A 20,572-nucleotide genomic window follows, 5' to 3' on the forward strand; every position below is an offset into this window, starting at 1 on the left:
TGGTTCTATGACGGTTACAGCCCGAATTCCCTCCGAGACCGCACGACGCGGCGGCTGGCCGACGGCGCTGTTCCTCGGCGCGTTCGCCGTCGCATGTACCGAATTCGTGCCGGTCGGCCTGCTTCCGCAGATCGTGAACGACCTGCACATCACCCCGGGCACGGCCGGTCAGCTGGTGACGGCGAACGCCCTCGCCCTGGCCGTCGGCGCGCCGATCCTCGCGGCCGTATTCGCCGGGGCGGATCGGCGCCGGGTGCTCATGGTCACCCTGACGGTTTTCGCCGCGGGGCACGTGATGGCCGGACTGGCGCCGAGCTATCCCGTACTGCTCGCATCCCGCCTGATCAGCGGCGCCACGATGGGCCTCTACCTCGCGACCGCCATCGCCACCGCCGCCCGGCTCGCCCCCGAACCCCGCCGCGCCCGGACGATCGCGACGATCGTCGCCGGTGTCAGCACCGCCACCGCGCTCGGCGTACCGGTCAGCACCCTGCTCGGCCAGGGCCTGAGCTGGCGCCTCGCGCTCGGCGGTCTGGCCGTGCCCGCTCTCGTCGCCCTGGCGCTGAACCACCGCCTGCTGCCGTCGCTGGGCGGCGACGAATCCCATTCGCAGCGAGAGCGATTCGCCGCGCTGCGCGGCCGCCCGGTGCTGCTCGGACTCGGCGCGATCGTGGTGTTCTGGGGCGCCTCGTTCACCGTATTCACCTATCTCGCACCGCTTTTGCATGCTCGCGCGGGACTGGGCGGCGCGGCGGTCACCGGCGTGCTGTTCCTCGCCGGACTGGGGGCGGTGGCGGGCAATCTGCTGGGCGGGCGGCTTGCCGACGCGCGGCCCCGGGCGGCCCTCGCGGGTACCGCGGCCGTGACCGCGGCGGCCCTCCTGCTCATTCTGCCCGCTACGTCGTCACCCCTCGGAGCCGTTGTGCTCGTGGCGATCTGGCAGCTCGCCGCGTGGTCGTTCGTGCCCGTGATCCAGTCCGTGCTGTTCCGCGCCGCGGGGCCGGGCGGCGAGCTGGCGCTGTCGTTCGCGGTATCCGGATTCAATATCGGCATCGTGATCGGCGCGGGCCTCGGCGGCGTCGCGATCGACCGGGCAGGACTGTCGGCGGTGGCCGCCCTCGGCGGCGGACTGTCGGTAATGGCCCTTGCCTTGGTCGTCTCGCTGATCCGCGCTCGGCCGGGGCCGGGCACACGGATCCGTGCCGGGCGTCCGTGCCCGCACCGGCTGGCTGGCGCCTCCGGCCCTCCTGCTACTACCGTGGGGCCGGTTCGGAACCCCGATCCCTGGGAGTGAGCGTGTCGGTATCGACGATCGAGGACGTGGCGACGCCGTCCTCGAGCGACGTCGTCCCGCAGCGCCGCCCCATCCCGGCCGCGGCGTTCTGGACGCTCCTCGCACTGGGTGTGGTGGCCGGCGGGTATTACGTCAAGCAGGTCATCGAGGCGCCGCCGATTCTGCTGCATCTGAAGGATCTGGGCGTCTATCAGATCGCCGCGAATCGCGTGGTCGACGGCGTGTCCATCTACGACACCCCGCTGCTGGGCAATACGCGCGGCGTCTGGGAGTTCGTCTACACCCCGTTCGCCGCGCTGGTGTTCCTGCCGCTGGTGGCGCTGCGCGGCGACCTGTTCACCTACGCGGGCGCGTTCGGCGATTTCGCGATGCTCACCGCGTCGTGCTGGGCGGCCCTGTCGATGCTCGGCTACCGGCGCGACCTGCGGCTGCTGGTGACGGGAGTCTCGGCCGCCGGGCTGCTGGTGTGGTGCGAGCCGGTGCGCGAGACGATGGCGTTCGGGCAGATCAACATCTTCCTGCTGCTGCTCGTGCTGGCGGATACGGCGCTGCCCGACTCCTCCCGCTGGAAGGGCGTGCTGACCGGCATCGCGGCCGGAATCAAGCTGACTCCCGCGTTCTTCGTCGTCTACTTCCTGGTCACCCGCCGGTACCGGGCCGCCGCGACGGCGACGGCGACGTGCGTCGCGACCGTGCTCATCGGTGTCGCCGCGCTGCCGAAGGATTCGCTGACATTCTGGAGCGGCGCGTTCGCCGACCCGACCCGCGTGGGCGTTCCCGAGAATCCGCAGAACGAATCACTGCGCGGGATGGTCGCCCGGACCATCGGCGTCGCGGGCACGAACCAGCTGCTCTGGCTGCTCGGCGCCGTCGCGGTGGCCGCGATCTGCCTGGTGCTGGCGCGGCGGCTGTCGCTGACCGGGCACGAGCTGCCCGCGGTGGTGCTGGTCGGGCTCACCACGACCGCGGTGTCGCCGTACAGCTGGCTGCACCACTGGGTCTGGCTGGCTCCGCTGCTGGTCTACCTGACCGACCTGGCGGTGCGCCGCCGTGGACCGGCCGCACCGCTCGGCTTGGGCGTGGCGCTGGTGGTCGCGTCGGGCGGAGTGCTGTCCTTCTACGACCCCACGATGAGCAGCATCATCGCCCTACCCTCCCGGGCCCACCTCGGCGTGATCTATCACAACGCCTACATCTGGCTGACGCTCGCGCTGTTCGTGGCCGCCGCCTATTACCTGCGGCGTGCGACCAACCGAGCCGACACCTCGACGCCCGCCGCCGCAGGTCGACCACGTCCGTCGTGACGGCGTTCGCTGCCGCGCGGTCGCGCACTACCTGATCGGCTGGGTGATGCCGTTGTGCTCGTCGTTGACCAGGTGGAATGCCGTGGCCAGGTCGTCGATTACGGCCTGCCACGCGTCCTGGCTGCCGATGCCGTGGGGATCGCGGGACAGGGCCAGCAACGCGGTAGCGGCGTCGACGGCTTGGACGGCGGCGGCCAGCAGCGCGGGGATCGGGTCCGGTCCACTGCGGGACACGAGGGTCGCGATGCGATCGCGCAACCAGCGAGCATCGAACTGGGCCTGTTCGGACAGGCCCCGCTCCCCCGGCATGGCGGGCACGACGGCACTGGCGGCCGACCACCGGCGCTCGGTCTCGCCGAGCGGCGCCGCCACGATCACCTCCCGCAATTCATTGCTGATCACACGGTGCAGCAAACCGGCCAGCTCGGCATGTTCGACCGACGGATCCGGCGCTGTCCCACCGGTCGTCCCGCCGACCTGCAGAACCGCCAGCACCGCCCGCAACTGCGCAGTCGTCGCCACACGACCCCCTCGTGTACCGGCTCTCTGGTCGGAGACCGGTGTCGTCCCGTTCACCGCGACACGGACGGATGGGATCACCAGCCCGAACCGCCATCGCGCTCACGCGGGCATACTCTCAGCAATCAGAGGGGTTGTCTATCGGAATCGAACGCGAATCCCACAATCTGGACCAACGCGCCCCGGCGCCGCAACCGGACAGCAGACGGCATCCTCAGGAGGAGGGCGGACCCGCGAGGATGGCGGTCACGACATCCACCAGTTCGGCGAGCACCTGATCGGGCTCGAGCTGCACGCCGGAGATCGCGAGCAGGTCCTGGGTCTGGTGCAGGTCGCCCAGCACCTGGAAGGTCAGCGTCATGGCCTGGGCCAGCCGGAAACGCATTGTGCCCGAGGGTAGTTCGGGGACCGCGCGGCCCAGCAGCGACATGAATCGCACCGCCTGATCGGCGAAGCCGTCGGCCACCACGGTCAGCGCGGGATGTCCCCCGCCGACAATGCCCGCGATGAACTTCACCCACGACGCCCCCTCGCCCGTGGCCATCTCCCACACCGGCAGCACGAACGCCTCGGCGAGCCCGCGCGGAGTGACGGCGCCCGAGTTCTCCATCTCGTCGAGCAGCGCGCCGCGCCGGGCCGCGACGACATCGCTGCGCTGCCGGACCAGCGTCTCGATCAACGCTTCCTTGGAACCGAAGTGGTAGTGCACGGCCGCGACATTCGCGCCGGCGGCGGACATCACCGCGCGTAGCGAGACGCCGTCGATGCCGCGTTCCGCGAACAATCGCTCCGCGGCCAGCACCAGCCGCCGGTCCGTCGGCATGGCCAGTTCCTCGTCGCTCACGCGAAGTTCGGTTCCGCCGCCCGCTGCATTCGTCACGTGGCGCATTGTAATCACCTGCGGACGTGCATCGTTCACGATGTCTATCAAGTGATGCAATCAATTGATAGAGTGCGTGCCGTGAGTACGACGACCGCCTCCTCGCACGACCTTGCCGACCTGATGAGCCTGGTGACCGGCGATCGCACCGATACGGTGCCGGTGGTCGAGGTCTTCACCGGCGAGCCGGTAGCACAGCTGCCGCAGTCGGCACCGGCCGATGTCGATGCCGCGTTCGCCCGCGCCCGGGCCGCGCAGGCCGAGTGGGCGCGGTGGCCGGTCCGGCGGCGGCTGGCGGTGTTCGAGCGCTTCCACCGCCTGGTCCTCGAGAATCACCGGACGATCACCGATCTGATCCAGATCGAGACCGGCAAGGCCCGCCGGATGGCCTTCGAGGAGCTGTGCGACATTCCGATGGTCACCGGCCACTACCTCCGGCGCGCACCCAAGCTGCTGCGGCCGATTCGGCATGCCGGCGCGATCCCGCTGGTCAGCACCTCGACCGAGATCCGCAAGCCGCGCGGAGTCGTCGGCGTGCTCGCGCCGTGGAACTTCCCGTTCGCCATCGGCTACTGCGATGCGATTCCGGCACTGCTGGCCGGGAACGGGATCGTGCTCAAACCCGACAACCGGACCCCGCTCAGCCCGGCCTTCGGGCTGAAACTGCTCCTGGCGGCGGGACTTCCGGAGGGACTGGTCCAGATCGTGTGCGGCGACGGTCCGGTGGTGGGTCCGGCCGTCGTCGAGCGCGCCGACTTCGTCATGTTCACCGGATCGGAGCCGACCGGGCGGCTGGTGGCCCGGCAGGCCGCGGAGCGACTGGTGGAGTCGTGCCTGGAGCTGGGCGGTAAGAATCCGATGATCGTGCTGGCCGATGCCGACATCGACGCGGCCGTGCGCGGCGCCGTATCGGGCGTGTTCGACAACACCGGGCAGCTGTGCCTGCACATCGAGCGGATCTATGTGCACGAGTCCGTCTACCCCGCCTTCCGGGACCGGTTCACCGAGCGGGTGTCGGCCCTGCGGGTCGGGCCCGGCTACGGGTTCGACACGGAGATGGGCGCGCTGGTGTCGGCCGACCAGCTCGATCGCGTTGCCGCACAGGTGGATCAGGCCCGCGACCGCGGCGCGCGGGTGCTCACCGGCGGCCGGGCCCGGCCCGACCTCGGCCCGACCTTCTACGAGCCGACGGTGCTGGAGGCGGTGACCTCGGAGATGGACGTATTCGGCGAGGAGACCTTCGGCCCGGTCGTCGCGCTGTATCCCTTCTCGACCGTGGACGAGGCGGTCGAGCGGGCCAACGACACCCGCTTCGGGCTCAGCGCGAGCGTCTGGGGGCGCAACCTGTCCGCCGCGCGGGCGGTCGGCGCCCGGCTCGCGGCCGGACACGTGAACGTCAACGACAGCGCCGCCCTCGCCTACGCCGGAAAGAGCGCCCCCTCAGGGGGTTTCAAGGCGTCCGGCCTGGGTGTCCGCAACGGCGACGCCGGGCTGCTGAAGTTCACCGAGTCCACCAACGTAGCCACCCTGAAACGCCAGGTACTCGGCCCACAGCCCGGCCTCCCCTACGAGCAGTACCTCACCCGCACCCTCGACACCCTGAAACTCCTGCGCCGCTTCAGGATTCGTTGAGCCGCGCGCGGTCCCGCCGACCGGATGGGGCCCGCGTTCAGAGGCCCAGATGCTGTGCCGCGAGTACTCGCACCGCCTTCTTGTCGGGCTTGCCGAGGCCTGTCAGGGGGAGCTCGTCGACGACGATGACGTGCTTGGGGACCTGGACGGAACCCTTGCGCCGCTTGACGGTTTCCTGGATTTCGGCGGTTACGGTGGCTACGGCGGCGGGGTCGTGCGCGACCTCCGGGGCGAGCACGACGACCGCGGTGACGGCCTCGCCCCAGCGGGCGTCGGGCACACCGACGACGGCGACGCTGCGCACCCGCTCATGTTCGGAGACAACGTCTTCCACCTCCCGGGGGAAGACGTTGAACCCGCCGGTGACGACCATGTCCTTGCTGCGGCCGACGATGTGCAGAAACCCGTCGTCGTCCGCGCGGGCCAGGTCGCCGGTGCGCAGCCAGCCGTTGCGGAAGGTCTCCGCGGTGACCTCGGGCAGATTCAGGTAGCCGCCCGCCAGCAGTGGACCGGAGACGCCGATCTCGCCGACCTCGCCGGGGGCGACGATATTGTCCTCCGGATCGAGGAGTTCGACGCGCAAGGCCGCCGACGGCCGGCCGCAGGAGCTCAGGCGCTGCTCGTCGTGCTCGTCCTTGCCGAGGTAGCTGATGGCCATCGGGGCCTCGGACTGCCCGAAATACTGGGCGAAGATCGGCCCGAACCGGTCGATGGCCTGCCGCAGGCGCGTCGGATCGATGGCCGAGGCTCCGTAGTACACGGTTTCCAGCGAGGACAGGTCGCGGGTCTCGATATCCGGGTGGTCGAGCAGGGCGTAGATCATCGACGGCACCAGCATGGTGGCGCTGATCCGGTGTTCCTCGATGGCGCGCAATACTTCTCCCGCGTCGAAGCGGGGCACCACCACGCACTGCCCGCCCAGCAGCACCACCGGCAGGAAGAACGCGGCGCCCGCATGCGACAGCGGCGTGCAGACCAGGAACTTCGGGCGCTTCGGCCACTCCCATTCCGACAGCTGGATCTGCGTCATGGTCGCCATGGTGAGCGCGGTTCCGATGACGCCCTTGGGTTTTCCGGTGGTGCCGCCGGTGTAGCTGATCGAGATCACGTCGTCGGGCAGCAGTTCGGCGGCCGCGACCGGTTCCGGCTCGAACTTGTCGGCGGCGGCGAGCAGATCGACGCCCACATCGGCCAGCTCCTCGGGCACCGGGCCCAGGACCAGCACGCGGGTCAGTTCCGGCACCCGATCGACCAGCTCCCGGGCGCGCTTGACGAAGGCGGGCACGGGGTCGAGCACCAGGGTGGTGATGCCCGCGTCCGACAGCACGTAGGCATGGTCGTCCAGCCCGCCGATCGGATGCAGGGCGGTGCGCCGGTGCCCGGCCACCTGCCCCGCGCCGATAGTGAACAGCACCTCCGGGCGATTCAGCGCGAGCACCCCGACGGGGGTGCCGGTGTCGACCCCGTGTTCCGCGAAGGCGGCAATGTAGCGGCTGATCGCATCCAGCACCTCCGCGCCGGTGAGCACGGTATCGCCCAGCGTCAGCACCGGGACATTGCGATGGCGGCGCAGCCCGGCCACCAGACTGTGGCCGTTGTGCACGGGCAGGCGCAGCCGAGTATCGGGATCGATTGTGGTCATAGGTAATTCAGCTCCGAGGTCCGTCGATCAACATTTCCGTCCGCCCTCCAGGCGTACATTCCACCTCATATTCCCGGCGTTGTCTTTCACGCGAGCGAGGGGGCACCGTACAGGGTGACGACGCAGGCGCCGCCGAGTCCGAGGTTGTGCGCCAGGGCGATTCGGGCGTCGGGCACCTGTCGTGCCCCGGCCATCCCCCGTAGCTGCCAGGACAATTCGGTCGCCTGGGCCAGGCCGGTGGCGCCGAGCGGGTGTCCCTTCGAGATCAACCCGCCGGACGGGTTGACCACGCAGCTGCCGCCGTAGGTGGTGGCGCCGGATTCCACGAGCGCGCCCGATTCTCCCTCGCCGCACAGGCCGAGCGCCTCGTAGGTGATCAGCTCGTTGATCGAGAAGCAGTCGTGCAGTTCGATCACGTCGACATCCGCGACGGTCAGGCCCGCGGTGCCGAAGGCGCGCCGGGACGCGGCGCGGGTCATCGGCGCGCCGACGACGTCGATCATCGAACCCGTGTCGAAGGCGGACGCGTCGTCGGTGACCAGTTCCTGCGCCAGGATCTCCACGGCCTGCGCCTCGAGCCCGTGCTCGCGGACGAAGTCCTCGCTCACCAGCACCGCCGCCGCGGCGCCGTCCGACATGGGCGAGCACTGCGAGCGGGTGAGCGGGCCGTGCACGGGGCGATCCTCGAGCACCTGCTCCAGCGTGTAGACATTCTGGAACTGCGCCAACGGATTTCGGGTCGAATGCTCGTGATTCTTCACCGCCACCCGGGCCAGCTGCTCGGGGGTGGTGCCGTAGCGCTCGGCGTGCTCGATCGCGGCATTGCCGAAGAACTGGGTGGTCATCGGGGCCGTGCCGAAGTCGTACCGGGCGGACATGACGCGCAGGTGATGGTCGACGGTGGTGACCGCCGGCTTGGTCGCCGGACCGGCCATCGCCTCCTTCGTCATCTGCTCGAATCCGACGGCCAGCGCCACCTCCGCCAGGCCGCCGCCGACCCACTCGCGGGCCAGCATCAGTGCGGTGGAGCCGGTGGCGCAGTTGTTGTTCACGTTGGCGACCGGGATCCCGGTCAGGCCGACGTCGTAGAGGGCACGCTGCCCGGCGGCCGACGGCTGGAACACGTAGCCGACCGCGGCGCGCTGCACCCGGCCGTAGTCGATGCCCGCGTCGCCCAGCGCCCCGCGGACGGCCTCGCCCACCATCTCGGGATAGGTCCACTCGCGTGAGCCGATCTTCACGAAGGACGTCATCCCGACGCCGACGACGAATACCCGTCGCATGCTGTCTCCTGTTCTGATTCGCCGGTGCCGGTGGTCACCGACCGGTGTATCGCGGTTCTCGCTTCTCCACGAACGCTTTTCGGCCCTCGCGGGCGTCGTCGGAGGTGAGTACCTCGCGGACGAACCGGCCCTCGATCTTGCGCGCGTCCTCCTCCGGCAGCCACCCGCTGGCGAGCAGGGACGCCTTGGCGTGCTGCACCGCCAGTGGCGAGTTGCGGGCGATGCGGTCCGCGAGTTCGCGTGCCCGGGACAGTGCGCCGCCGACCGGGACGACCTGCCCGACCAGCCCGAATTCGTATGCCTCGCGGGCGGTGAGCGGGTCGCCGGTGAGGATCATCTCCGCCGCCTTGGTGTACGGGATCTGCCGCTTGAGCCGCACGGTCGATCCGGCGCCGGGAATCAGGCCGCGCTGCACCTCGGGCAGTCCGAACGTGGCCTGTTCCTCGGCGACGCGAATATCGGTCTGCTGCAACATCTCCAGGCCCCCGCCCAGACACGCCCCGTTGACCGCGGCGATCAGCGGCTTGCGCAGCGGGCCGGTGAGCAGCAGGCCGCGGCCGATCGCGGCCGGATCGTAGTCGGCCCGCCCGCGCCCGCCGGTCATCCACCCGTCGCCGAGATCGCCTCCCACGCAATAGGTATCGCCCGCTCCGGTCAGGATCGCCACGCGGACATCGTCGTCGGCGTCGATCTCGTCCCACGCCCGAGCCAGCAGATTGATCATCGCCAGATCCATGGCATTGCGCCGATGCGGGCGGTTCATGGTCACCACCGCCACGGGGCCGCTGCGCTCGATCAGAAGCGGTTCGCCCGGCGCGGAATCCGTTGCGGTGCTCATGAGCTGGGCCGTTCGCTGCCGACCACCCACAGGGCGTGGAACTGTGAGGCGCCGCCCATGGCGTGGCCGATGGCGCGGCGGGCGTCGGGGACCTGATGGTCCCCGGCCATCCCCCGTACCTGCAGGGCGGCCTCCAGGAAGCGCACCAGCCCCGTTGCGCCCGTGGGGTTTCCGGACAGGACGCCGCCGGACGGGTTCACCGGCAGCGCGCCCTCGAACCGGGTGGTGCCGTCGTCGACCAGCTTCCAGCCTTCGTGCAGCGGGGCCAGGCCGATGTTCTCCATCCACATCGGCTCGTACCAGCTGTAGGGGATATACAGCTCCGCCGTGTCGATTTCCCGTGCGGGATCGGCGATTCCGGCCTGCCGGTACGCATCGGCGGCGCATTCGGCACCCGCGCGCGGGTTCACCTCGTCGCGTCCGGCGAAATGGCCGGTCTCGGTGCGGAAGGACATCCCGTGGATCCACGCGGGCGGGTGCACCGGACTCCCGACGTCCGCGGCGCCGGTCAGCACGACGGCGGCGGCGCCGTCCGAGGACGGGCACGACTCGAGATACCGGATCGGGTCCCACAGCATCCGGGACTCCTTCACCTTCTCGACCGAGATATCCGGCATGTGCACGTGCGCAAAGGGATTGCGCAGGGCGTTGCGCCGATGGTTGACCGCCACCTGCCAGCCGATGTGCTCGGGCGCCCCGGATCGGCGGATGTACTCGCGGATGACGGGCGCGAAATGCCCGCCCGCCCCGGCGCCGAGCTTGGCGCTGAACGGCAACCCGCGCGACAGCGCCCACGTGAAGTTGCCCTCGGACTCCTTGGAATACGCCGCGACCAGCACCCTGCGCGCCAGGCCGGCCTCGATCAGGTGCGCGCCGTAGATGGCCGCGTGCCCGCCGACGCTGCCGCCGGTGAACACCCGCGTCACCGGCAGCCCGCGGGCACCGAGCGCGTCGGCGAGATACAGCTCCGGATTCATCACGCCGTCGAACAGATCCGGCGTCTTGGACAGCACGATCGCGTCGACGTCGCCGAGTTCCAGCCCGGCGTCGGCCATCGCGGCCGCGACCGCCTCGCGGACCAGGGCGCCGATCGTCGTCTCGCGGCGCTTGGCCTGCTTGCCCTGGCCGATGCCCACCACCGCGATCGGTTCACTCATGGTGTCCCCCTTCCGAATCTGTGAGCGGAACCATCACGGACCCGGCGCTCACGCGACGTCTCCTTCCAGGAGGCAGACCAGATTCTGTTGCAGCGCTTGTCCGTTCGTCGCATGCGCCAGCGACCGCCGGGCGCGACCGGAGTGGATCTCGCGGGCCGCCTCGCCGATGCGCAGCAGTCCGGTCGCCGTCGTCGGCCGACCGGCGAGCGGCCCGCCGGACGGGTTGACCGCGGTCGCCGCGCCCAAGCCGAATTCGCGCACCAGCAGCGGCTCCAGCGCGGAGTACTCGACGTGCAGCTCGGCGACATCGACCTGGCCGGGCCCGAATCCCGCTGCCCGACCGGCCCGTTCGGCCGCGAGGGCCGCCGACGGGGCGCGGGTGAGATCGCGCGATCCGGGGTAGTGCGCGTCCATTCTGTGGTCCATCCCGCGCACCCAGGCGGGCCGCTCGCAGAGCCCCCGGGCGGTGTCCCCCGCCGCGAGCACCGCGACGACGGCCGCATCGCCGATCGGCGAAATATCATGGCGCCGTAGTGGAGACGCCACATACGGCGCCGACAGCAGCGACTCGACATCGTGGTCACCGGACAGCTGCGCGTACGGGTTGGACCGCGCATCCGACAGGCTGCGCGCGACGATGCGAGCCATCTCGGCCTCGGAGGTCACGCCCGCCTGCAGCAGCGCACAGGCCTGCACGCCCGCGATCGCATCCTGATGCGGCCGCAGCGGCGTCAGATAGTACGGATCCAGCTGCGCGGGCACTACCTGATCCAGATCGACGGGGAGAGAACCCCTTCCGATGCCGTAGACCAGCGCGATATCGCCCTGTCCGAGCTGCAGCCAGGTCCACGCCTCGTAGAACGCCCACGCGGCATCCATTTCCACGTGCGACTCCGCGATCGGGGGCCAGGCGCCCACGGCGTCGAGCGAGTCGATGTAGGCGAAGGTGCGGCCCTCGTGGAAGTCGTGGCTGCCCGAACAGACGAAATCCACACGGTCCCGGTCGAGTTCGAGGGCGGCCAGCGCCTCCCGGATCACCGGCAGCAGAATGCCCGCCATATCGTCGCGCCGGTTGGCGGCCAGGCACGGCGACTGGGCGAAGCCGACGACTGCTATCTCACGCATGCCGCGCCTCCCCCGCCGTGGGCCGATAGTGACTGATACTCATCCACGAGGGCTCCAGATCGCCGTCCGCCCAGACGGGTTCGACCTCCATGCCGATGTGCACATCGGCGAGATCCACCTCGCGGATCAGGTGCATCAGCCGGGTGTCGGCGCCGTGCGGCTGGATGTAGCCGACGGCGTAGGGCGGATCGATCTCCTGACCCGGGAACGGGAAACTCACCACGCAGAAGGTCGAGACGGTACCGCGGCCGTCCAGCTCCGTGGGGGCTTCCAGTTCGACCAGGCAGCGCGCACAGAACTCCGGCGCCGGGAGATACACGTGCCGACACGACGGGCAGGTGCGGGCCAGCAGCTGCCGCCGGGCCAGTCCCCGCAGAAACGCCGAGCGACCGGTCCCGGCGACGAAGGTGTACTCCATGCGCAGGGGTGTCGGCATCAGCCGAACTGGTTCGGGCAGTGGTCTTTTCACGGCGGAACAATTCGTGTCGGGGCTGCTCATGACTCCCTCTCCTGCGGTTCCCAGCACACGAGATCCCCCATCTCGCCGCGCCGTTCCGCGGCCCAGCGCGCACGCACCCGCAGGCCACGGTGGATGCGCGCCGGATCCCCGGCCACGTCCAGCGCATGGAAGAACGTGCCCTCGGCGCCGTCGACGGCGATCAGCGCCCAGGCGAAATCGCGGTCGACCGGATCACCGTCCCGGTGCCGCACCCACGTCCACGATTCGACGGCCCCCACCGGCTCCAGCTCCACCAGCTCGATCGTCTCGCGCCCGGTCACCGGATCGAATTCGGCGGGCGGGCAGACCAGCGTGCCGCGGTCGGTGCGCGCACCGACGAGTCGCCGCTCCCGCAGCCCGCCGAGGAACGTTCCGACGACCGGCCCGACCGTTCTCTCGAACGGGAACTCGATCTCGTAGGGCGCGCACAGGCTCTCCACGTCATCAGGCATCCGGCAGCTCCTTCCTTCGGCAGGAGTCTGCCGCAATCAGTTGATTGAATCAAGCGCTTGAACGTCTATTGCAGTTAGGCTGCAATGAAGGTGTGAGTAGATTTCGTGACAGCATGAAGTAGCTGACAGTTCGCCAGCGTCGCCGACGGACGTCCGCGGCCCAGCTCCTCCACGACGATCGCGGCCGGTCCCGTCGGAACCGGCTCGGGAAGGCGAGAGTGACGTGACCGAACACGACGGCAACGGCGAGGTGCGCGGCGGCGCACGAGTGCCCCGGCGCTGGGCGCTCGGCGTCGGCGCGCTCGCGCTCGGCTCGCTCGGCCTGGCCGCCTGCACGAGGTCCGACGGCGGCGCGCAGGATTCGGGCGACGATTCCGACGTGAAATCCATTGCGACGGACGCCTACGTCTTCGGATATCCGATGGTGCTCATGGACGCGACGCGGGCGTCGGCGGGCCCGGCGAACCAGTTCGCCAACGCGACCACGCTGCCCACCCCGGCGGACAGGCAGGTGGTCCGGCTGAACCTGGACACCCTGTATTCACAGGCCTGGCTGGACCTGAGCGCCGAGCCGCTGGTGCTGCAGGTGCCGGAGATGCCGGGCAACCGGTACTGGCTGATGCAGATCATGGACGCCTGGAGCAATACCCGCCACCACCCGAGCAGCGTCGAGCCGGATTCGCCCGCTCCGTTCACCTATCTGGTGGCGGGCCCCGGCTGGTCCGGCACGGTCCCCGAGGGGATGACGCGGCTGGACATGCCGACGCCCGTCGCCTGGGTACTCGGGCGCATCCAGGTCAACGGCCGGGGCGACCTGGATGCCGTACGCGCACTGCAGGATCGGCTGAAACTGGTGCCGCTGTCGGCGTGGCTACGCGGGGAAACCGCCGCCACCGGCCGGCCCGCCACCGCCGCCGCGACGCCCCCGCCGAAGCAGGTCGAGGCGATGGACGGGCGCGCCTTCTTCGACAAGCTGTGCGCGCTGATGGCGACGAATCCGCCCGCGCCCGAGGACGCGCCCGCGATGCAGCGCTTCGCCACCATCGGCATCACGCCGGGCGGCACCGTCGACCAGCCCGCCGAGGTGCTCGACGCCGCCGTCGGCCAGGCCCGCACCGGAATCCCCGACTACAGCGACCCCGACACCAAACACCAGAACGGCTGGACGTTCAGTACGGATCTCGGCGCCTACGGCACCAACTATCCGCTGCGCGCCCGCACCGCGTGGCAGGGGCTGGGCGCGAACCTCGCCGCGGATGCGGTGTACCCCAGCCTCTTCGGCAAGGCCGACGAGAACGGCACCGCCGTGCAGTACCGCCTGCACTTCCCGCCCGGCCAGCTGCCGCCCGTCGCGGCCTTCTGGTCCCTGACCGCCTACGACGCCGACAGCTACCTGGTGCCGAACCAGGCCGATATCCACGCCGTCGGCCACGAGTTTCCCGTGGTGCCGAACTCGGACGGCTCGGTCGATCTGGCCATCCAGAACGCCGATCCGGGAACCACCGTCCCCCGGGGCAATTGGCTGCCCATCCCGCCGGCCGGCAACTTCTCGCTCACCATGCGGCTGTACGCGCCGCACCGGTCCGCCATCGAGGGCACCTGGCAGCCACCGAAACTCACCGCCGTGCGATAGGCGCCGCGAGAGGGCCGTCAGGACCCGTCGAACAGACCCAGCACCGCGCCCCAGCGCAAGGCGACCTGGAGTTCGGCGGCGCGGCCGGCGACCGGCCGGCCGAGAATCTCCTCGCAGGTGCGCAACCGGTAGGCGACGGTTCGATCGGTGATGGCGAGCCGATCGGCCGCCGTCGCGGCATTGTGTCCGGAGTCCAGATAGATCGACATCGTGGTGCGCAGGCGCTGATTGCGCTCGCCGGGTTGGGCGAGGGTGCCGAGTTCGCGAATCACGAAGCGCCGGGCGGCGGTTTCGTCGCCGAAGGCGGCCGCCTCCACGGTGACGTCGTCGTAGCGGCACCGCCGTACTCCGCCGCGCACGGCGACGGTGCAGGCCAGCACGGCCTGGCGATGGCTCTCCCGGAATCCGTCCGGTCCCTCCTGCGCGTCGCCGGTGCCGAAGTGCACCGGCGAGTCCGGCAGCTCCAGGTCCCGGGTGGTGGCCAGCCACGCCCAGGCCGCCTCGCCGTCGGCCGCGACCACGAGGGATCGCACCTGCGCACGCTGCGCGAGCTGCCGCAATTCGGCGACCGCGTGCGGTCCGTCGGCGACCACCGCGCGATGGGGACCGAGCAGGTCGTATCCGAGTTCGCCCGCGTCGAAGTGCGCCCCGCCCAGCACATCCCGCACCCTCTGGACGTCGCGTCGAGCGTTGCTGCGCACATAGTCGTCGCGCTCGCGTTCGAAGGCGGCCACCACCTGCTGCACGACTCCGTCGACGTAGGCGAACTGGAAACGCGACGTGATCCGCAATACCTCGGCACGGAGCCGGGCATCGGCGACGGTGGTGGCGGCCAGCACCATGGACCGGTCCAGGCAGATCTGGTGCCCGATCCGGTACATGGTGAGCAGGTCGGACAGGCCGAGCCCGGCCCGCACCGCCGCGCGCGCCTCCTCGGTCGCCTCGACCGGCGTCTCGACCGGATCGTGCCGGCGGCTGCGCATCGCGGCGAGCGCCCCGTGCAGCAGCCCGTGGGCGCTGCGCCGCATCGGCGCGTCCAGCTGCAATCGGAGTCGTTCGTCGAGGACCGGGAGCTGCTCGCGGATGCGGTGCATGACCTCGTCCACCAGCTCATCGATCTGCGGCCCCAACGCGTCCGCCAGCTCGTTCACTGCCGCGTCGACGTGCTGCATTCCGACACTCTCCAGACCTCGGGCAGCTTCGCCCGCTCGTTGCTCAGACGAAAAGCGCGTTCGGTTCGCGACCCAATTCCACGCGGCCCTGCAGGGGAAGTGTAGTGCTGGAAGTTAACAGTCCGTGCAGGGTCGCGGTCTTGAGATCGCGCCAGTACCGCTGCATGGGCTCGAGCTCGGCGATGGCGGAACCGCCGCTGAGGTCGTAGAGCAGATCGACCGCCTCCCAGCTCAGCCGCAGCGCGTACGAGCACTGCGTGCGGGCCCGGATGCGCTCGGCGACAGGCATTTCCATGCCGTCGGCGGCCCGGCGGTCGACGTCCGCGGCGGCGGTCCGCAGCAGTGCGCGGGCCGCGTCGATCTTCATTCTGGCCTCGCCCACGCCCGCCTGCGCGACCGCGTCGTCGGCCTGGTTGTCGATGGTGGTGTAGGCGACCGCGCGCTTCTCGGACTTCGCCTTGAACCGCTCCAGCGCGGCCTCGGCGATGCCGATACCGCACGGGGCCACGAACAGCGCCAGGGTCGGTACCGACGCGCCGTGGAACAGCGGCTGATCCATGCCGTACGGGGTGGAGTAGCGGCCGCCGAGCACCTCGAGCGAGGAGACGGTGCGATGGGCGGGAACGAAGACATTCGTCGCCTCGGTGCTGACGCTCTGGGTGCCGCGCAGACCGGTGGTGTGCCAATCGTTGTTGATCCGCAGTTGCGACGTCGGGATCAGGCACAGCACCAGATCCAGCGGATTGTCCTGTTCGTCCACCACCGTGATTCCGTTGACCACCCAATCGGCCAGTGTCACACCGGAATTGAAGAACCAGCGGGCGTGCTCGATGTGGATGCCGCCCTCGGCCCGCCGGGCCTTGCCGAGCTTGGCCTGCGGCACACTGGCCAGCCGGGTGCCCGGACCTGCGGCGAACACCTCGTCCTGGCCCGCGAGCGGGAAAATGCCGGCCTGCCAGGCCGAGGAGTTGCAGATGGCGGTGACCCACGCGGTGGCCGGGCATCCCCGGGCCAGTTCGGCCATCACCTCGACGTAGTCGGACATGCTCAGGGCGTAGCCGCCGTAGTCGCGCGGCGCCGAGAGCTGGAACATGCCCGCCGCGGCCAGCTCGGCGACCGACTCCTCCGGGATGCGCCGGTGCGCGTCGACATCGGCCTGGCGCGCGAGCAGTCGCGGAACGAGTTCGGTGGCGCGGGCGAACAATTGATCGCGCTGGGATACGACGGGTGTCGCCTTGTCGGTGAATGTGCTCATGACGGTCCTCCTGTTGAGTGATCTGTCGGCGAAATATGGTGATGCCGTGGCGAATTCAGCTGCTCGGTGCGGCCAGCCCGTGATAGCCGCCACGAAAGAAGACCAGCGGCGCGGTATCCGCCGCGACGCCGAGGTCGCGCACGAGCCCGAGGACGATGACGTGGTCACCCGCGGTGACGCCGCGCTCCAGCGTGCAGTCGATCCAGGCGACGGCTCCGCCCAGCCGCGGCGCCCCGCCTCCGGTGCGAGTCCAGGACACCGCCTCGAACCGGTCCCCGCCGCGGGTCGCGAAGCGACGGCACAGCTCCGCCTGATCGCTGTGCAGGAAGTTCACGCAGAACCGCCCCGTCGCCCGGATGTCGTGCCAGGTGGCGGAGCCCGCCGCCGGGCAGAAGGATACGAGCGGCGGGTCCAGTGAGACCGAGACGAAGGAATTGGCCGCCATCCCCGACGGCACGCCGTCGCGCAGCGTGGTGACGATGGCGACGCCGGTGGGAAAGTGCCCCATCACTTCCCGGAAGCGCCGTCCCTGTGCATTCCTGTCGACCATGCGCCCCACGGTGGCGGAGGGCCGACCCGCGCCGCTGTACGGAAAGCGCGGAGATCCGGCGCGCGTTTTCGGACTTCGACAACGGCTGCGGTATCCGGAGAACAGCGCGGCCAACTCTGCGGAATTGTGCGCTGTCGCCCGGGTCCGCCGGTCCTAGCGTCGACCGCACACAGACACAGGAGGCACGATGAGCAGCACACCCATGAGCACAGCCGACGTGGACGTCGTCGTGATCGGCGCCGGGGTCTCCGGACTCACCGCGGCCCGCAGACTGGTAGCCGCCGGGCTGGAGGTCGCCGTTCTGGAGGCACGCCCCGAGGTGGGTGGGCGCACCATGCTGTCCCGCATACGAGGCATCACGATCGACCGCGGCGGCCAGTTCCTCTGCGCCTCCATGCACCCGCTGCTCGCCCTGCTCGACGAGTTGGGCATGGCCACCGAGCCGAACCAGTCCCTGCGCGACCCGCAGGCCCGCGACGTCTGGTTCCGCGACGGCGAGCGCAGCACCTACGTCGGCGATCTGCCGCCGCTGACGCAGCAGGCCACCGCCGCCCTGCTCGCCGCCATGGCGCGGCTGCAGGAGATGTCCGACACCATCGATCTCGAAAACCCCTGGGACTCACCCGATGCCGTCGAGCTCGACGAGACCACCCTCGGCGCCTGGCTGACCGCCAACGTCCGGGAGGACGAGGCGATCTATCTGCTCACGGCACTGTTCTCACTCGCGTGTGTCGCTGCGCCGCAACAGCTTTCGCTGCTGTTCGCGCTCTGGTTCATCAAGGGCGCGGGCGGTATCGAGGGCATGGGCGGCGACGTCGACATGACCGTCGTCGGCGGGGCCGGGTCCATCGGCCTGCGACTGGCGGCCGAACTCGGCGACCGGGTGCACCGGGGCCAGCCGGTCGCCGCGGTCGCGCATACCGCCGACGGGGTCGAGGTCACCACCCGTTCCGGGGCCGAATTCCGGTCCCGCCGAGCGATTTTCGCCGTTCCGCCCTCGGATGCCAGGGCCATCGCCTTCCATCCGCACCTGCCGTCGGCGCGCACCGCGCTGCAATCGCAGTGGCAGCAGCACGCGGTCCTCAAGTTCCACGCGTGCTACGACACCCCGTTCTGGCGCGAGGACGGCCTCAACGGCGCGGTCCTCTCCGATATCCCCGTCGCGCCCATCGTCTTCGACGGGTCGCCCGCGGACGGTTCCGCCGGAATCCTGCTCGGCTTCCTGGGTCTGCACGGGCCGCGCCTGTTCGGCGGGAACGACCCGGCGCTGATCGATGACGAGCAGCGGTTGAAATCCGAGATCGTCGCCGCACTCACCACCTACTTCGGTGACCGCGCCGCCGAACCCACCGAGGTGGTCGTCCACAACTGGGCCGTCGAGCCCTACATCTCCGGCGTGCTCGGGGCCACACCGCCCGGCCTGCTCTCCGCCTACGGCGATGCCCTGCGCACACCCGTCGGACCCCTGCACTGGGCGGGCACCGAGACCGCCCTGCGGTGGAGTGGCTGGATCTCCGGCGCCGTCGAGGCGGGCGAGCGAGCGGCGCACGAGGTCGCCGCCGTGCTCCGACCCGGCTGAGCGACCCCGACGCTCGCTTATGCCGCCGAGACTGTGAACGATGGTTCGCCGCGCCGCCGCCGGGTGTACTGGATTCCAGCACGATCCAGTGCATTTCACGAGGTTGGAGCAGTTATGCGAATCGCAGTCTTCGGTGCCACCGGTACCATCGGCAATCACGTCGTCGAGCGGGCGCTCGCGCAGGGCCACGAGGTGACGGCCTACTCCCGCAGTGCGGGGAACATCACGAAAACCCATGAGCGCCTGCGCATCGCGGAGGGCGACGTACTCGATCCGGCCGCCGTCGAGCGGGCCGTCACCGGGCAGGACGCGGTGGTGGTCGTGCTGGGCGCGGGCCGCAAGGGCGTGGTGCGCGCCGAGGGCACCCGCACCGTCATCGAGGCGATGACCCGCACGGGCGTGAAGCGCCTGGTGTGCATGTCCAGCCTCGGCGTCGGCGACAGCCGCCCGAATCTGAACTTCGTCTGGAAGTACCTGCTATTCGGCATGCTGCTGCGCCAGGCGTATGCCGACCACATCCGGCAGGAGGAATACGTCAAGAGCAGCGATCTCGAGTGGACGATCGTGCGGCCCAGCGCGTTCACCGACGGCCCGGCCACCGGCACCTTCCGCCGCGACATCGCACCGACGGAAAAGGGTCTCGCCCTGAAGATCTCCCGTGCGGACGTGGCGGCGTTCCTGGTCGAGCAGGTCAGCGACCCGACCTACGTCCGCCGGACACCCGGAATCTCCTCCTGAATGTCGGCGCGGCACGCCGTGCACCACACTGTGTTCCAGACCTACGGTGGTCGCGAACCACCGCCGACTGGAAACAGGGGGGAGCCCGGGATGTCCACCGCGCACCACGATCGGCTGCTGTCGCTCGTGCAGTCCGTCGCCCGGCAGCGCGGATACGCCTGCCACATGACGGGCCCCGATGTGGTAACCCTGTCGGGGCCCACGACATTCACGCTGGCGCTCGGGAACATGCGGCGCCTCGCCGCGGCCTACCCGGCCGACCAGTGGGCGGCGCTGGTCGCGGACCACATCGATACCCAGGCGATCACGATCGAGACCGAGCGCGACAACCCGATCGACTACACCGATTTCGCGGCCATGCGCGGGCTGATCAGGACCCGCCTGTTCGCCACCGAATCCGTCGGCGCGGACGTGGTCCGCCGGGTGGTCGCGCCGGGCTTGATCCAGCGGGTCCTGATCGATCGCGTCCACACCGTCACGCCGGTCACGTACCAGATGCTGCGGTACTGGCCCATCAGCGAATTCGACCTGTTCACCCTCGCCGAGCGCAATGTGCGGCACGACGGCGGGGTCGAGGTGCAGCAGCACCGGTTCGACGTGCCCATGGCCGAGGAGTTACCGCCGATCTCGATGCTGACCGGGCCCGAGTATCTGACCGCGCACGCCCGCTGGCTCGGTGACTACCCCGTCACCGGCCCGGGCGGCACGGTCCTGATCATGCCGTCGAAGCAGTCCCTCTACGCCTACCCCGTCACCGGTCCCGAGACGGTCGGCGCGGTCGCGGTCCTGGCACAGCTGGCGGCGGTGTCCTACGCCGACGAGCCGTGGCCGATCAACCCGTGGGTGTACTGGTGGCGCGCCGGAAATCTCGAGCTGGCCGCCACCGCACACGACAGCGAGGACGGTTTCAGCGTTCGCCCGACCGAGACCTTCGACCGCTTCGTCACCGGCCTCGGCGAGCCTCCGGGCGGGCGCGGCTAGCAGCGCGCCTCGGACGGACGCCGGGAGATCGCGACTAGC

19 protein-coding genes are annotated in these 20,572 nt (G+C 70.1%); 7 read left to right on the forward strand and 12 right to left on the reverse strand.

What is annotated here, in order from left to right; translation table 11 throughout:
- Positions 1-7 precede the first annotated feature (7 nt).
- Complete coding sequence (locus tag NM1_RS34305) at positions 8-1,294, forward strand: MFS transporter (protein ID WP_068029900.1); 1,287 nt, start codon at positions 8-10, stop codon at positions 1,292-1,294.
- A gap of 2 nt (positions 1,295-1,296) precedes the next feature.
- Positions 1,297-2,598, forward strand: a complete 1,302-nt coding sequence (locus NM1_RS34310) for a glycosyltransferase 87 family protein (RefSeq protein ID WP_246011447.1) — start codon at positions 1,297-1,299, stop codon at positions 2,596-2,598.
- A gap of 27 nt (positions 2,599-2,625) precedes the next feature.
- Here the strand turns inward: NM1_RS34310 and NM1_RS34315 are convergent, their stop codons facing one another.
- Entirely contained in the window at positions 2,626-3,120 is a 495-nt protein-coding gene (locus NM1_RS34315) for a hypothetical protein (protein ID WP_068029903.1), read from the reverse strand.
- Between the two features lie 211 nt (positions 3,121-3,331).
- Entirely contained in the window at positions 3,332-4,006 is a 675-nt protein-coding gene (locus tag NM1_RS34320) for a TetR/AcrR family transcriptional regulator (protein ID WP_084520311.1), read from the reverse strand.
- 72 nt (positions 4,007-4,078) lie between these two features.
- Between NM1_RS34320 and NM1_RS34325 the strand changes: the two genes are divergently transcribed.
- Positions 4,079-5,629 (forward strand): succinic semialdehyde dehydrogenase, encoded by a 1,551-nt coding sequence (locus NM1_RS34325; RefSeq protein ID WP_211339428.1) that lies wholly within the window; start codon positions 4,079-4,081, stop codon positions 5,627-5,629.
- A 37-nt stretch (positions 5,630-5,666) separates the two neighbouring features.
- On the opposite strand, the gene fadD8 is transcribed toward NM1_RS34325, so the two are convergent.
- From fadD8 to NM1_RS34360, 7 genes are all read right to left on the reverse strand, one after another.
- On the reverse strand, positions 5,667-7,271 hold the full coding sequence (gene fadD8, locus NM1_RS34330; protein ID WP_068029910.1) for a fatty-acid--CoA ligase FadD8: 1,605 nt from the start codon (positions 7,269-7,271) through the stop codon (positions 5,667-5,669).
- Between the two features lie 86 nt (positions 7,272-7,357).
- Positions 7,358-8,554, reverse strand: a complete 1,197-nt coding sequence (locus tag NM1_RS34335; RefSeq protein WP_068029914.1) for a thiolase C-terminal domain-containing protein — start codon at positions 8,552-8,554, stop codon at positions 7,358-7,360.
- A gap of 34 nt (positions 8,555-8,588) precedes the next feature.
- The gene (locus NM1_RS34340) at positions 8,589-9,392 is read right to left on the reverse strand and encodes an enoyl-CoA hydratase-related protein (RefSeq protein WP_068029917.1); all 804 of its coding nucleotides are present in this window, start codon (positions 9,390-9,392) and stop codon (positions 8,589-8,591) included.
- The gene (locus tag NM1_RS34345) at positions 9,389-10,549 is read right to left on the reverse strand and encodes a thiolase family protein (protein WP_068029920.1); all 1,161 of its coding nucleotides are present in this window, start codon (positions 10,547-10,549) and stop codon (positions 9,389-9,391) included. Before NM1_RS34345 ends, NM1_RS34340 begins: the two co-directional genes overlap by 4 nt.
- Positions 10,550-10,597: 48 nt before the next feature.
- Entirely contained in the window at positions 10,598-11,674 is a 1,077-nt protein-coding gene (locus NM1_RS34350; RefSeq protein ID WP_068029923.1) for a thiolase family protein, read from the reverse strand.
- Complete coding sequence (locus NM1_RS34355) at positions 11,667-12,110, reverse strand: Zn-ribbon domain-containing OB-fold protein (RefSeq protein WP_246011448.1); 444 nt, start codon at positions 12,108-12,110, stop codon at positions 11,667-11,669. The genes NM1_RS34350 and NM1_RS34355 overlap by 8 nt, the downstream gene beginning before the upstream one ends.
- A 59-nt stretch (positions 12,111-12,169) precedes the next feature.
- A complete protein-coding gene (locus NM1_RS34360; RefSeq protein WP_068029929.1) occupies positions 12,170-12,625 on the reverse strand; it encodes a Zn-ribbon domain-containing OB-fold protein in 456 nt (151 codons plus the stop codon).
- A 223-nt stretch (positions 12,626-12,848) separates the two neighbouring features.
- On the opposite strand from NM1_RS34360, the gene NM1_RS34365 reads away from it, so the two are divergent.
- Positions 12,849-14,258: a DUF1254 domain-containing protein gene (locus tag NM1_RS34365; protein ID WP_084520312.1), complete on the forward strand. Its 1,410-nt coding sequence runs from the start codon at positions 12,849-12,851 to the stop codon at positions 14,256-14,258.
- 17 nt (positions 14,259-14,275) lie between these two features.
- Here NM1_RS34365 and NM1_RS34370 read toward each other — a convergent pair whose 3' ends face one another.
- The 3 genes from NM1_RS34370 to NM1_RS34380 are packed head-to-tail and all read right to left on the reverse strand — an operon-like array spanning position 14,276 to position 17,235.
- Positions 14,276-15,430 (reverse strand): PucR family transcriptional regulator, encoded by a 1,155-nt coding sequence (locus tag NM1_RS34370; protein ID WP_068029932.1) that lies wholly within the window; start codon positions 15,428-15,430, stop codon positions 14,276-14,278.
- Positions 15,431-15,473: 43 nt separating this feature from the next.
- Complete coding sequence (locus tag NM1_RS34375; protein WP_068029935.1) at positions 15,474-16,685, reverse strand: acyl-CoA dehydrogenase family protein; 1,212 nt, start codon at positions 16,683-16,685, stop codon at positions 15,474-15,476.
- A 55-nt stretch (positions 16,686-16,740) separates the two neighbouring features.
- A complete protein-coding gene (locus NM1_RS34380; RefSeq protein WP_084520313.1) occupies positions 16,741-17,235 on the reverse strand; it encodes a flavin reductase family protein in 495 nt (164 codons plus the stop codon).
- 187 nt (positions 17,236-17,422) lie between these two features.
- On the opposite strand from NM1_RS34380, the gene NM1_RS34385 reads away from it, so the two are divergent.
- The 3 genes from NM1_RS34385 (at position 17,423) to NM1_RS34395 (ending at position 20,533) form a co-directional block, all read left to right on the forward strand.
- Entirely contained in the window at positions 17,423-18,814 is a 1,392-nt protein-coding gene (locus tag NM1_RS34385; protein WP_068029941.1) for a flavin monoamine oxidase family protein, read from the forward strand.
- 114 nt (positions 18,815-18,928) lie between these two features.
- On the forward strand, positions 18,929-19,552 hold the full coding sequence (locus NM1_RS34390) for an NAD(P)-dependent oxidoreductase (RefSeq protein ID WP_068029943.1): 624 nt from the start codon (positions 18,929-18,931) through the stop codon (positions 19,550-19,552).
- Between the two features lie 90 nt (positions 19,553-19,642).
- The gene (locus NM1_RS34395; protein WP_068029946.1) at positions 19,643-20,533 is read left to right on the forward strand and encodes a hypothetical protein; all 891 of its coding nucleotides are present in this window, start codon (positions 19,643-19,645) and stop codon (positions 20,531-20,533) included.
- Positions 20,534-20,572: the final 39 nt, after the last annotated feature.

Source organism: Nocardia mexicana NBRC 108244 (genome assembly GCF_001613165.1).
Lineage (GTDB): Bacteria > Actinomycetota > Actinomycetes > Mycobacteriales > Mycobacteriaceae > Nocardia > Nocardia mexicana.